The 13,471-nt window shown below is 50.7% G+C and carries 11 protein-coding genes and 1 pseudogene; 6 read left to right on the top strand and 6 right to left on the bottom strand.

Features of this window, described 5'->3' with window-relative positions; genetic code table 11:
* Nucleotides 1-30: 30 nt before the first annotated feature.
* A complete protein-coding gene (gene rph, locus ACTHSW_RS03160) occupies nucleotides 31-759 on the bottom strand; it encodes a ribonuclease PH (protein WP_003686003.1) in 729 nt (242 codons plus the stop codon).
* 138 nt (nucleotides 760-897) lie between these two features.
* Between rph and ACTHSW_RS03155 the strand changes: the two genes are divergently transcribed.
* Together ACTHSW_RS03155 and ACTHSW_RS03150 are read left to right on the top strand one after the other, a co-directional pair.
* Complete coding sequence (locus ACTHSW_RS03155; protein ID WP_283114749.1) at nucleotides 898-1,785, top strand: YicC/YloC family endoribonuclease; 888 nt, start codon at nucleotides 898-900, stop codon at nucleotides 1,783-1,785.
* 204 nt (nucleotides 1,786-1,989) lie between these two features.
* The gene (locus tag ACTHSW_RS03150) at nucleotides 1,990-2,940 is read left to right on the top strand and encodes a bile acid:sodium symporter family protein (RefSeq protein WP_070583619.1); all 951 of its coding nucleotides are present in this window, start codon (nucleotides 1,990-1,992) and stop codon (nucleotides 2,938-2,940) included.
* Nucleotides 2,941-3,011: 71 nt separating this feature from the next.
* On the opposite strand, the pseudogene ACTHSW_RS03145 reads toward ACTHSW_RS03150, so the two are convergent.
* Nucleotides 3,012-3,433: pseudogene (locus ACTHSW_RS03145) on the bottom strand (TIGR00645 family protein).
* 318 nt (nucleotides 3,434-3,751) lie between these two features.
* Here ACTHSW_RS03145 and ACTHSW_RS03140 point away from each other — a divergent pair.
* On the top strand, nucleotides 3,752-4,522 hold the full coding sequence (locus ACTHSW_RS03140) for a sulfite exporter TauE/SafE family protein (RefSeq protein WP_440373760.1): 771 nt from the start codon (nucleotides 3,752-3,754) through the stop codon (nucleotides 4,520-4,522).
* A 49-nt stretch (nucleotides 4,523-4,571) separates the two neighbouring features.
* Here ACTHSW_RS03140 and ACTHSW_RS03135 read toward each other — a convergent pair whose 3' ends face one another.
* From ACTHSW_RS03135 to ACTHSW_RS03120, 4 genes are all read right to left on the bottom strand, one after another.
* The gene (locus ACTHSW_RS03135) at nucleotides 4,572-6,167 is read right to left on the bottom strand and encodes a peptide chain release factor 3 (protein WP_440373759.1); all 1,596 of its coding nucleotides are present in this window, start codon (nucleotides 6,165-6,167) and stop codon (nucleotides 4,572-4,574) included.
* A 213-nt stretch (nucleotides 6,168-6,380) separates the two neighbouring features.
* On the bottom strand, nucleotides 6,381-7,523 hold the full coding sequence (locus ACTHSW_RS03130; protein ID WP_063068010.1) for an NADH-dependent flavin oxidoreductase: 1,143 nt from the start codon (nucleotides 7,521-7,523) through the stop codon (nucleotides 6,381-6,383).
* Nucleotides 7,524-7,641: 118 nt separating this feature from the next.
* Complete coding sequence (locus tag ACTHSW_RS03125) at nucleotides 7,642-8,706, bottom strand: 2,3-butanediol dehydrogenase (RefSeq protein ID WP_003745670.1); 1,065 nt, start codon at nucleotides 8,704-8,706, stop codon at nucleotides 7,642-7,644.
* Nucleotides 8,707-8,939: 233 nt separating this feature from the next.
* Nucleotides 8,940-9,998, bottom strand: a complete 1,059-nt coding sequence (locus tag ACTHSW_RS03120; RefSeq protein WP_070461342.1) for a histone deacetylase family protein — start codon at nucleotides 9,996-9,998, stop codon at nucleotides 8,940-8,942.
* Between the two features lie 177 nt (nucleotides 9,999-10,175).
* On the opposite strand from ACTHSW_RS03120, the gene yajC reads away from it, so the two are divergent.
* From yajC to secF, 3 genes are all read left to right on the top strand, one after another.
* On the top strand, nucleotides 10,176-10,442 hold the full coding sequence (yajC, locus tag ACTHSW_RS03115; RefSeq protein WP_003678762.1) for a preprotein translocase subunit YajC: 267 nt from the start codon (nucleotides 10,176-10,178) through the stop codon (nucleotides 10,440-10,442).
* Between the two features lie 75 nt (nucleotides 10,443-10,517).
* On the top strand, nucleotides 10,518-12,371 hold the full coding sequence (secD, locus tag ACTHSW_RS03110; RefSeq protein WP_070461343.1) for a protein translocase subunit SecD: 1,854 nt from the start codon (nucleotides 10,518-10,520) through the stop codon (nucleotides 12,369-12,371).
* A gap of 3 nt (nucleotides 12,372-12,374) precedes the next feature.
* Nucleotides 12,375-13,310 carry a protein translocase subunit SecF gene (gene secF / locus ACTHSW_RS03105; protein WP_003686183.1) on the top strand — a complete coding sequence of 312 codons (936 nt, stop codon included), beginning with the start codon at nucleotides 12,375-12,377 and terminating at the stop codon, nucleotides 13,308-13,310.
* Nucleotides 13,311-13,471 lie beyond the last annotated feature (161 nt).

Here is a 13,471-nt window from a genome sequence, read left to right as displayed (position 1 = left end):
CGTCTGAAAGTTTTCAGACGGCCTTGCTGATTATCGGGCCAAAAGGGCGGCCTGCTGGTGTTGAACCAATTCGGCAATGCCTTTGTGCGCGAGGGCAATCAGCTTGCCCAATTCTTCGATGCTAAACGGCGCGCCTTCGGCCGTACCTTGGATTTCGATGATTTTGCCGGATGCAGTCATGATGATATTAACGTCACTGTCGCAGCCTGAATCTTCGGGATAGTCCAAGTCCAAAAGCGGTACACCGCCTACCACGCCGGCGGAAACGGCGGCAACGGCTTCACGGATTGGGTTTTCGCTGATAAGGCCGTCTGAAAGCAGCTTGTCCACGGCGATTTGCAGGGCAACGTAGGCACCGGTAATGGAGGCGGTACGCGTGCCGCCGTCGGCTTGGATGACGTCGCAGTCAATCAGGATTTGGCGTTCGCCGAGTTTTTCCATATCGACAACGGCGCGCAGCGAGCGGCCGATCAGACGTTGGATTTCTTGTGTGCGGCCGGACTGTTTGCCTGCGGCGGCCTCGCGGCGCATACGGGAGGCGGTAGAAGCCGGCAACATGCCGTATTCGGCCGTTACCCAGCCTTGTTCTTTACCGCGCAAGAAGGGCGGGACATTTTCGTCGATGGAGGCAGTGCAAATCACTTTGGTGTTGCCGCACTCGATAAGGCAGGAACCGTCGGCGTGGGGAAGAAAGTTTGGGGTAATTTTGATATTGCGCAGGCTGTCGGCGGCGCGGCCGGTGCGGGTGTAGTCGCTCATGATGGTCCTTTGGGAGGAATAAAAAATAGCTTGCCTTGAATTATAGAGGAATTTGGCATCAAAGGCCGTCTGAAAATCGTCGGTCGGGTGTGTTATAGTGTCCATACTTTCACTCGTATTTGGAAACGGAGTAAAACCATGGCTACAAGACGAACTATTCAAATCCACAGCATGACCGGCTTTGCTAATGCCGCAGGCGAATGCGGCGGCAAGCGGATTAATTTGGAAATCCGCGCGGTCAACCATCGTTATTTGGATGTTCAATTCCGTATGCCGGAAGAGTTGCGCTATTTGGAAGGCGCGTTGCGCGAGCAGATTGCCGCGGCTGTGGCGCGCGGTAAATTGGAGTGTCGTGTTCAGCTGCAAGATGCGGCTTCGGGCGGTCAGACTTTGGAAGTCAATCAGGATTTAGTCGCACAACTGGCGCATTTGAACAAAGAATGGCGCAAGGAACACAATTTCGGCAAGCTGAGCGTGGCAGACGTTTTGCGTTTCCCCGGCGTTTTGGCAGGCCAGGGCGAAGATGCCGAGGCTTTGGCCAAAGGCGTTAAAGATTTATTGACCAGCGCTTTGAAAGAGTTTACAGCCGCCCGCAAACGCGAAGGCAAAAAACTGGGCGAGCACCTGCTGCAACGCCTGGATGGCATGGAAGAGATTGTGGACGCTTTGAACGAATTGTTCCCCAGCCTTCTGCAAGCGCATATGGATAAAGTCAAAACCCGTTTGGCAGAAGCCGTCGGCAATATCGACAACGACCGCTTGCAACAGGAATTTGCTTTGTTCATCCAAAAATCCGATGTGGATGAGGAATTCAGCCGTTTGCGCACCCATATCGCCGAAGTACGCCGTATCGTTACCGAAGGTAAGGGCAGTGCAGGTAAACGCTTGGATTTCCTGATGCAGGAGCTTAACCGCGAGGCCAATACATTGGGCAGCAAAGCCATCGCCGCCGAATGCACGCAAGCTTCTGTCGAACTGAAAGTCTTAATCGAACAAATGCGCGAACAGGTTCAAAATATCGAATAAATCGATCATGAACAGATAAAACAAGGCCGTCTGAAAAGTTTCAGACGGCCTTTGTGTTGATATTGGGTGGAGTCAGTGTGGTTTGTTTTTAAACATTATTGGATGATGGATTTCCTGTTTCGTTACTGTAATTGCGCATAAGAGTTAACATGTGTTAAATTATGGCAATTATTGTCATGATAAAAACATACACAGGAGAAAATAATGAACTTTCTGACCGCTATCAGTCGGCAAATGACCCGCTTCACCGCCCTGATTATCGTCCTTGCCTCCATCATCGCCTTTATTGAACCTGCTACGTTTTCATGGGTAAAAGGTGATACGCAAGTCGTCGTACTCGGCATCATTATGCTCGGTATGGGCATGACTTTAGGCAAAGAAGATTATCAAATTCTGGCGCAACGTCCGCTCGATATTTTTATCGGTGCAATCGCCCAATATACGATTATGCCCTTGCTCGCCATCGGCATTGCCAAAGCCTTTGACCTTTCGCCCGGATTGACACTGGGTCTGGTTTTGGTCGGCACCTGCCCGGGCGGCGTTTCGTCCAATATCATGAGTTTTTTGGCTAAAGGCGATGTCGCCTTTTCAGTCGGTATGACCACCGTCTCCACCGTCCTCGCGCCTGTGATGACGCCGCTGTGGATGACTTATTTGGTCGGACAAACCGTCGAAATGGACGGCTGGGGTATGTTCAAATTTATGCTGCTCGTTACCCTGTTGCCTGTCGTTATCGGTTCTGTCGCCAATATCTTGCTGCATAAAAAACATTGGTTTGAAGACGTGCGCGCGATTATGCCTGCCGTTGCCGTTGTCGCGTTTGCCTGCATCGTCGGCGGCGTTGCTGCCGTTCATGGACACCGTTTCGCCGAATCTGCCTTCGTGATGGTACTCGCCATTGCTGCCCACAACATCGGCGGCTACATCCTCGGCTATTACAGCGGCGCGCTGACCGGCATGAACACTGCCAAAAAACGTACCCTTGCCATCGAAGTCGGCGTACAAAATGCCGGACTTGCCACCGGTTTGAGTGCTAAATTTTTCCCCGGTAATGCCGAGTCTGCCGTTGCCGCCGCCGTTGCCTGCGTTTGGCACTCTGTATCGGGAACGGTTTTGGGTAACTTGTTTGCATGGTGGGACAAGCGTAAGCAATAAGTTGTAAACATTACCAGATAACAAAAGGCCGTCTGAAATATTTCAGACGGCCTTTTGATTGCCTTTTATTATCAATGCGCTTTATGCGTCGTGCTGTACACGATTTTGTCCGTTAAAGCCATGGCGAGGGCAGAAATCAGGAAGCAGATGTGGGTAATACATTGCCACATGATTTGTTTTTCGACAGATTGGCGGCGTTGAGGAAGGTTTGCAGCAGATGGATGGAGGAAATGCTGATGATGGACATCGACAACTTAACCTTCAAAACCGAAGCATTGACGTGGCTGAGCCATTCGGGCTGGTCGGGATGTTCGTCAACGTGAAGGCGGGAGACGAAGGTCTCGTAGCCGCCGACAATGACCATGGTCAGCAGGTTGGCAATCATCACGACATCAATCAGGTTCAATACGGCGATCATGACGGTATTGTCATCCATAATGCCGAAGTTGGAGATCAAGTACCACAGGGGTTTGAGGAACTTACAGGCATAAATGACTTAGGCGATAATCAAGCCTATATAAATCGGCAGTTGCAGCCAGCAGCTGGCGAAAATGAAATGCGCGAAGATGCCCATTCGGTCGTGGGCTGTGCGTTTGGTCGGGGTGGGGTGTTCCATAAAATGTATTGTGTGTAGGAAAGATAAGGGGCGGCATTTTAATGGAAAAATTTTCAAGCTGCAATTTGAGTGGTTGAATTGAAAAAGAAAGGTCGTCTGAAAACAGAATATGGTTTCTTGTTTTCAGACGGCCTTGTAGGTTGTCAGGACAGGCAAACACGCGCAAAATCGTTTTGCTTTTTAGAGATGGACATTATGCTTGCAGATTCGTTTTTTTATTATCTGGTGTTGGTCGGCTTTGCCGCCGGGCTGATGGATGCGGCGGTTGGCGGCGGAGGGTTGTTGCAGATTCCCGGATTGTTCAACCTATTGCCAAACGCCACGCCTGTGGCCTCGGTGATGGGTGTCAATAAATTTGCTTCCTGCTGCGGCACGTTGACTGCGACGGGGCAATATCTGCGCCGAATCCCCGTGCTGTGGAAAATGCTGCTGCCTGCCGCGGCATTGGCATTTGCCGCTTCATATTTGGGCTCGAAAACGGTGGTGTATTTTCCAGTGCAATACATGAAACCGGCAATGTTGGTCATCATGATTGCCATGTGCCTGTACACTTTTTTGAAAAAAGACTTGGGGCAGACGGCGCGCACTGAAAAGCTGACGCGCCGTGAAACCTTATGGGGCTTGTTTTTCGGCGCATTAATCGGGTTTTACGACGGCGTGTTCGGGCCGGGGACGGGCAGCCTGCTGGCTTTTGTGTTCGTCCGCTTTTACGACTATGATTTTTTAGCGGCGAATGCTTCGGCAAAGGTCATCAATTCGACCACTAATCTTGCCGCGCTGACGTTTTTTATCCCACAAGGCCATGTCGTGTGGGCATGGGCGATACCGTTGGCGGTGGCGAATTTGTGCGGCGGCGTGGTCGGCGCGCGCTTGGCAATACGCGGCGGAACTAAATTACTGCGTTATGGGTTTATGTTGCTGCTGTGCCTGACCATCGGAAAGTTTGCTTGGGATTTATTGGGTTGATATCGAATGAAAAAAAGGCCGTCTGAAAGTTTCAGACGGCCTTTGCATTTTACAGTTTAACCGAATGCTCGCGTGTTTCGTGGAATACGATGTCGGGCCAGCGTTCTTGTGTCAGATTTAAGTTTACGCGGTTAGGCGCGAGGTAGGCGAGGTTGCCGCCTGCGTCTATCGCCAGATTGCCTGCGTTGGCTTTTTCAAATTCCGCCAGTTTTTTCCTGTCTTCGCACGATACCCAGCGCGCCGACCAGATGGATGCGCTGTCGAACACGGCTTCTACGCCGTATTCGTTAGCGAGGCGCGAGGTAACGACTTCAAACTGCAACACGCCGACCGCACCTAAAATCAAATCTGCGCCGCTCATCGGTTTGAAAACCTGTACCGCGCCTTCTTCGCCAAGCTGTTGCAAACCTTTTTGCAGTTGCTTGATTTTCAGCGGGTTTTTGATGCGAACGCTGCGAAATAGTTCGGGTGCGAAGAATGGGATGCCGGTAAACGCCAGTTGTTCGCCTTCGGAGAAGCTGTCGCCGATTTGGATGTTGCCGTGGTTCGGGATGCCGATAATGTCGCCGGCGTAGGCTTCTTCCACCAGCTCGCGGTCGTGCGACATGAAGGTTACTACGCTGGAGGCGGCGATTTCGCGGTTGATACGCAGGTGTTTCATCTTCATGCCGCGCTCAAATTTACCGGAGCAGACGCGCAAGAAGGCGATACGGTCGCGGTGTTTCGGGTCCATGTTGGCTTGGATTTTGAAGATAAATCCGGAAAACTTCGGCTCGTCCGGCTCGACCATGCGTACGGTCGCATCACGCGGTTTCGGCGCGGGCGCCCATTCAATCAATGAATTGAGGATTTCCTGAATACCGAAGTTGTTAATCGCAGAGCCGAAGAACACGGGCGTGAGTTCGCCGGCGAGAAATTCGTCGAGATTGAACTCGTTGGAAGCCGCCTGCACCAATTCGATTTCGTCGCGCAACTGCTGGATTTCCAACGGAAAGCGTTGTTCCAATTCGGGATTGTCGATGCCTTTGATGATGTCGAACTCGTGCGGCAGGCGTTCGCCGCCCGCTTCAAAGAGATAGATTTCGTCGTTCAGGATGTGGTACACGCCTTTGAAGTTCTTGCCCATGCCGATTGGCCAGGTGACGGGCGCGCAGCGGATTTGCAGGATGTTTTCCACTTCGTCCAGTAATTCCAAAGAATCGCGCACTTCGCGGTCGTATTTGTTCATGAACGTCACAATCGGTGTATTGCGCAGGCGGCAGACGTTCAAGAGTTTGATGGTTTGCGCCTCCACGCCTTTTGCCGCGTCGATGACCATCAAGGCGCTGTCCACGGCGGTCAAAACGCGGTAGGTGTCTTCGGAGAAGTCTTGGTGTCCCGGCGTGTCCAAGAGGTTGACGGTATGGTCTTTGTAGTCGAACTGCATCACGCTTGATGCCACGGAAATGCCGCGCTGCTTCTCGATGTCCATCCAGTCGGAGGTGGCGAATTTGCCGGTTTTCTTGCCTTTTACCGTACCTGCGCTTTGAATCGCACCTGAAAACAGCAGCAGTTTTTCGGTCAGCGTGGTTTTACCCGCGTCGGGGTGGGAGATGATGGCAAACGTGCGGCGGCGGCGCACTTGGTCGAGGATTTCTTGGGACATGGTTTTCTTTGCAAAAAGGTTCAGGCCGCTTTTTCAGACGGCCTGAAGGATATGGGTATTGGAAAACAGGCTAAAATAAGGGCGTGTGCAACACGCCCTGCAATAGATTGAAAGATGCGGAATTGTACAAAAAAATGCTTGATAATTCAATGTTTGTACCAAAACAAAGGCCGTCTGAAAAGTTTCAGACGGCCTTTGTTTATGAATCGATGATTAAATATCCATCGGTTTCCATTCTGCGCCTTTTACCGGCGGCAGCCATGATTGCGTACCACTGGAGGCAAATCCCCACAAGGTGTCGGGAAGGCCGTAATGGTCGGCGCGCGTCGGATCGAGTTGCGTTTCGATTTCATCTTCGCGGCCTTCACGGATTTGCGTGGCGATGTGCGGATTAATCATCACGGTTTTGCCCAAGGCGATAAATTCTGCCCAGCCGGTTTCATAGGCGGCCAAAATTTGGTCGGCGGTAAACAGGTTGCCTACGCCGATAAGCGGCAGTTTGCCGTTGATGCGTTCGTGGATAAACTGCATACGGGTTTGGGCTGTATCGCCGCCGCGACGGATTTTTTTATCAAATTCCCACAGGGAAACGTGCAAATATTGCAGCGGTTTTTGTACCAATGCGTCAATCAGTGCGCCGGTTTCGGTCATGGTTAAGCCGTTGTCACCCGGCTCTTCAGGGGAGAAGCGGTAGCCGATAATGAAGTCGTTGCGCTGGTGTTTTTCACGGACGGCAACCACGGCATCGATAACGGCCAGCGGGAAGCGCATTCTGTTTTCCAAGCTGCCGCCCCATTGGTCGTTGCGGCGGTTGCTTTGGGCAGAGTAAAACTGTTGGATCAGATAGCCGTTCGCACCGTGGATTTCCACGCCGTCAAAACCGGCACGAAGCGCCAAATCGGCGGCTTGCGCATAAGAGGCGATGAGTGCTTCGACTTCTTCTGCGGTCGCTTCGCGTGCGTGTTCGGTTTCGCTGGCGGAAGCGCTGATTTTGTCGAGACCGTCCAAAAGTTCATCAATGGCTTTGGAGCCGCCGTGATGGATTTGCAAAATCGCTTTTGCGCCTTGTTGTTGCAGGATTTGTGCGGTTTCTTTCAGGCTGTCGAGGCAGTGTTCGCCTGTGGCTTCAGGTTGGCCGTGAAAGGCTTTGCCGTCTTTTTGAACCAAAGTGGCGGCAGTGATAAACAAGCCCATATCGCCTGCACGGTTGCTGAGGAATGTACGCTCTTGGTCGCTGATCAAACCGTCGGCTTGTGAGCCGAAATGGGTCATGGGGGCGACGACAAGGCGGTTTTTGATGGTTACGCCGTTATTGAGGGTGTATGTTTGAAAGAGTGGGGCGTATTTTGGATTCATGGAGTTTTACTCTTGATAAGTGAATGGTCGGCAGAGAATTGGGCCATTCGGGAATTTATCAAGTAGACAGGCCGTCTGAAAAGTTTCAGACGGCCTGTTTATTCTTTAAGCCTTAGGATTAAAGATTAGGATTGACAATGATTTTTACTGCGGATTCGTTGTTGTGGATCAAGCGCTCGAAGCCTTCGGAAATCAATTCGTCCAGTTTGATGCGCTGGGTGATGAAAGGCTCAAGGTTGATTTTGCCTTCTTCAACCAATTTGATGGTTTCTGCGTGGTCGTTGCAGTAGGCGATGGTGCCGCGCACGTCCAGCTCTTTCATCACGACGCTATGGACGTTGATGGTGGCGGGGTGGCTCCAAATGGATACGATGACGACTTTCGCAGTCGGACGGCATGCTTCGACCATGGTGTCCAGCACTTTGTTGACGCTGGTGCATTCGAATGCGACATCTACGCCTTCGCCGTTGGTCAGTTTTTTCACTTCTTCGACGACATCGACTTCGGACGGGTCGAGGATGTAGTCGGCCACGCCGGCTTCGCGTGCTTTGTCTTTACGTGCTTTGCTCAATTCGGTGATGATGACTTTGATGCCTTTGGCTTTCAATACGGCAGCCAACAGCAAACCGATTGGGCCTGCGCCGCCGACCAATGCCACGTCGCCTTCTTTCGCGCCACTGCGTACATAAGCATGGTGGCCGACAGACAGAGGCTCAATCAAAGCAGCTTGGTCTAATGGAATTTTGTCGGAAATAGGGTGTACCCAACGGCGTTTAACGGCGATTTTTTCAGACAAGCCGCCACCGCAGCCACCTAAACCGATGAAGTTCATGTCTTTGGAGAGGTGGTAGTTGCTGCCTTCGCCGGTCGGTACATCGTCGCGGATGATGTAGGGTTCAACGACAACGTGTTGGCCGACTTTGATGTCGTCCACGCCTTCGCCTACGGCATAAACCACGCCGGAGAACTCGTGCCCCATGGTTACAGGGGCTGACTCGCCGGAGATTGGGTGCGGATGGCCGCAAGGCGGAATGAAAATCGGGCCTTCCATGAATTCGTGCAGATCGGTACCGCAGATACCGCACCACGCAACATTAATGCCGACAGTACCCGGAGCTACGGTTGGCTCTGGAATGTCTTCGATGCGGATGTCACCTTTGTTGTAAAAACGTGCTGCTTTCATTGTAACGCTCCTTTTTTTAAAGTGGAGGCCGTCTGAAAAAGACGGTCAATTAGGGAAAGGGAAGCAGTGTGGCGTGTGAAATATTTTTATTGATATGTTTTATATTTGTTATTTTACTACTGATAATATGAAAATGGTTTGTCTTTGCTCAAATTAAAGTTTGTAAATGAAAAAAAGGCCGTCTGAAATGGATAATCTATTTTCAGACGGCCTGGGGCAATAGTTTGAATACGTTATGGTGTAGGATTGTTACTTTTGCCGCGCTTCAGATGCTTTTGGTAGGCGATGACGTAGTCGGCCTTGCTTAAGCCTGCCAATACGCGGATGTGGGCGGCGGCAGATTTAGACATGGATTCCAAGGTATATCCGCCCTCCAGCACGGAAACGATACGTCCTTGACAGCTTGCTGTTGCTTGGACGATTTTGTGTGTCAGCCAGGCAAAATCGGCTTCATGCAGGTTCAGACGGCCTGTTTCGTCTTGTTTGTGCCCGTCAAAACCGGCTGAAAGCAACACCAACTCGGGGCGGAAGGCCGTGAGCTTGGGAAGCCATTGTTCGCGGATGGTCGTACGGAAGATACGGCTGCCTGTGCCCGGTTTGAGGGGCGTATGCAGCATATTCTTATTGCCGGCGTATTGTTCCGCCTGAGGGAAGGGAAAGATGTCGGTTTCAAACAGGTTGAAAAACATCACGCGCGGATCGTCTTGGAGAATCTCCGCCGTACCGTCGCCGAAGTGGACGTCGAAATCGATGACGGCGATGCGTTGCAAGCGGTATTGGGCAATGGCGTGCATCACGCCGGCGGCGGTGTTGTTAATGAGGCAGAATCCGCCGGCGCTGTTGCTGTGGGCATGGTGGCCTGGCGGGCGGATGGCGCAAAAAGCATGCCAGGCTTTTTTGTTCATCACCATATCGACTGCCTTGATGACGGCGCCGGCCGCAAAACGGGCGGCTTGGAGGGAGTCGTGGCAGATGACGGTATCGTCGTCGATACGGTGGATTTTACCGGGGAGCGGCTGGGCGGCTTCCAACTCGTGCAGATAGTTGCGCGAGTGGACCAATGCCAGCTGCGCATCTTTGATTTCCGGTGCTTCGGTGGTTTGCAGGCGACGCCAAATGCCTTCTTGTTTTAAGGCGGTTTGAATGGCGCTGATGCGTTCGGGCCTGTCGGGATGGTTGGGTCCCGGCTGGTGCTGTAGGAATATCGGATGCGAAATCCATACGGTGCGGGCGTTTTTGCCGAGTAGTCGACGCAGCAGGGTACGCACGCGCCAAATGATTTTTTTAAGCATGGAAAGTGTGTATCGAACGAGTCGCACGGACTGCTAAATATGGTTAATAAATACGGAAATGCTTGGAAATTTTTCAGACGGCCTTTAGAATAGCTCAATTTTACAGTCCGACCAACTGCGTTTTGGACTGTATGCAGTTTTTTACTTTATCTTAAAACTCAAAAGAACGGATATATTATGAATCAAGCTGTGGCTCAATTTGCCCCTTTACTGTTGATTATGGTGGTGTTTTACTTCCTGATTATGCGTCCTCAACAAAAGAAATTCAAAGCACATCAAGCTATGCTGGCTGCTTTGAAAGTAGGTGATAAAGTCGTTTTGGCTGCAGGTTTCAAAGGCCGTGTGACCAAAGTCGGCGAGCAATTCTACACTGTCGACATCGGCCAAGGTGCGAGAATCGAAGTAGAAGTGGAACGCAACGCGATTGCCGCGAAAGCCGAATAATCCGTTTTTTTGCGAAAAGCCGCCTCATTTTCCGAGTGCGGCTGTTTGCCTTTATAAATAAAGCAAAGGTTTACCATGAACCGTTATCCTTTATGGAAATACCTACTGATTGCGTTCACGATTGTGGTTGCGGCTGTATATTCGCTGCCCAACCTTTTCGGTGAAACGCCTGCCGTACAGGTATCAACCAACCGACAAGCCATCGTTATCAATGAGCAAACCCAGTCTAAAGTGTCTTCTGCGTTGCAAAGCGCAGGTATTCAGACTGACGGTATGTTCATTGTCGATAACTCGCTGAAAGTGCGTTTTAAAGATACTGAAACGCAACTGAAAGCGCGTGATGTCATTGAAAACACTTTGGGCGAAGGCTATATTACCGCGCTCAACCTTTTGGCGGACAGTCCTGAGTGGATGGCGAAAATTAAAGCCAATCCGATGTTCTTGGGTTTGGACTTGCGTGGCGGCGTGCATTTCACCATGCAGGTGGACATGAAAGCCGCGATGCAGAAAACGTTTGAACGTTACGCCGGCGACATCCGCCGCGAATTGCGCCGCGAAAAAATCCGTACCGGTACGGTGCATCAGGCTGAAAATGGTCTGACTGTGCCTCTGCAAGATGCCGCCGATGTACAAAAGGCCTTGCCTCAGTTGCAAAAGATGTTTCCTGAAGCCACTTTGCTTGCGGACGGCAACAATATTGTGCTGACTCTGTCTGAAGAGGCGATCAATAAAGTACGCTCTGATGCAGTGAAACAAAACATCAACACTTTGCACAACCGTGTGAACGAATTGGGTGTGGCAGAACCGGTTATCCAACAATCCGGTCTTGACCGCATTGTTGTACAGCTGCCGGGCGTGCAAGATACTGCCAAAGCCAAAGACATTATCGGTCGTACCGCGACTTTGGAAGTACGCATGGTGGAAGACGATCCGATTAAACTTCAAGAAGCCTTAAACGGTAATGTACCGACTGGTTATGAGTTACTGTCAAGCGGTGGCGATCATCCGGAAACTATTTTGGTCAACAAACAAGTTGAATTGACCGGCGACAACATCAACGACGCGCAACCTAGCTTTGACCAAATGGGTGCGCCTGCCGTGAGCCTGAGCTTGGACAGCGCAGGTGGCAGCATTTTTGGCGAATTGACTTCGGCCAATGTGGGTAAACGTATGGCTATGGTGTTGATCGACCAAGGTAAATCCGAAGTCGTGACCGCGCCTGTCATCCGCTCCGCCATTACCGGTGGTCGTGTAGAAATTTCCGGCAGCATGACAACTGCCGAAGCCAACGATACTTCATTGTTGCTGCGTGCCGGCTCGCTGGCTGCGCCTATGCAAATTGTTGAAGAACGTACCATCGGTCCGTCTTTGGGTAAAGAAAACATTGAAAAAGGTTTCAATTCCACTTTGTGGGGCTTTGCCGCTGTTGCTGCGTTTATGGTGGTTTACTACCGCCTGATGGGTTTCTTCTCTACCATCGCTTTGAGTACCAATATCTTGTTCTTGGTAGGTATTTTGTCTGCCATGCAGGCAACGCTGACCCTGCCGGGTATTGCCGCGTTGGCATTGACATTGGGTATGGCGATTGACTCTAACGTATTGATTAACGAGCGTATCCGTGAAGAATTACGCGGAGGCATACCACCTCAACAGGCCATCAACCTCGGTTTCCAACATGCTTGGGCAACCATTGTCGACTCTAACTTGACCTCTCTGATTGCTGGTATCGCTTTGTTGGTATTCGGTTCCGGCCCGGTACGTGGTTTTGCTGTTGTGCACTGTATCGGTATTCTGACCTCGATGTACTCGTCTGTGGTCGTGTTCCGTGCTTTGGTCAACCTGTGGTACGGCCGCCGTCGCAAATTGCGGAATATTTCCATTGGTGCGGTATGGAAGCCGAAAGCTGAAATGGCAGAAGGCAAGGAGTAAAACATGGAATTATTTAAAATCAAACGCGATATTCCGTTTATGAGCTACGGCAAACTGACGACCTTTATTTCGTTGGTTACGTTTATCGCCGCCGTGTTCTTTTTGGTAACCAAAGGCCTGAATTTCTCCGTCGAATTTACCGGCGGTACGGTGATGGAAGTCCAATATCAGCAGGGCGTGGATGTTAATAAAACACGCGAACGCCTCGATACGCTGAAAATGGGTGATGTACAGGTTCAGGCATTGGGTACGAACAAGCACATCATGATTCGCCTGCCGAACAAAGAAGGCGTAACGTCAGCCCAGCTGTCCAACCAAGTAATGGATTTGCTGAAAAAAGATAATCCTGACGTTACCTTGCGCCAAGTCGAATTTATCGGCCCTCAGGTTGGTGAAGAATTGGTTACCAATGGTTTGATGGCATTGGGATTCGTGGTGGCAGGTATTATTATTTACTTGTCCATGCGTTTTGAGTGGCGTTTTGCAGTGTCCGCGATTATTGCGAATATGCACGATATCGTGATTATTCTCGGCTGTTTCGCCTTCTTCCAATGGGAATTCTCTCTGACTGTCTTGGCAGGTATTTTGGCGGTTTTGGGTTATTCCGTGAACGAATCTGTGGTTGTGTTTGACCGTATTCGTGAAAACTTCCGTAAGCCGCATATGCGCGGCCACACTGTGCCTGAAGTTATCGACAACGCGATTACTGCAACCATGAGCCGTACCATCATTACCCACGGTTCGACCGAGGCAATGGTTGTTTCTATGCTGGTGTTCGGTGGCGCAGCCTTGCACGGTTTCTCTATGGCACTGACCATCGGTATCGTATTCGGTATTTACTCTTCCGTATTGGTTGCCAGTCCGCTCTTGCTGATGTTTGGCTTGAGTCGTGAGAACATTGCCAAAGAAGTGAAGAAAAAAGAAGAAGTTGTAGTCTAAACACTGCAATAATTCGATAAAGGCCGTCTGAAAATTGATTGAATCAGTTTTCAGACGGCCTTTTGTATTTAAATTTCAGAATGTTTTGTTTTAATGAAATAGGAGGGGTCAAATGTGAAAGAAAAAGAAAAAATAGGAACAATATAATTTTGTGATGAATC

The organism is Neisseria sp. P0008.S004, from assembly GCF_051962755.1.
GTDB classification, from domain to species: Bacteria; Pseudomonadota; Gammaproteobacteria; order Burkholderiales; family Neisseriaceae; genus Neisseria; species Neisseria subflava_A.
Note: the sequence above shows the minus strand (reverse complement) of the source record. Positions and strands in the feature narration are given on the sequence as shown.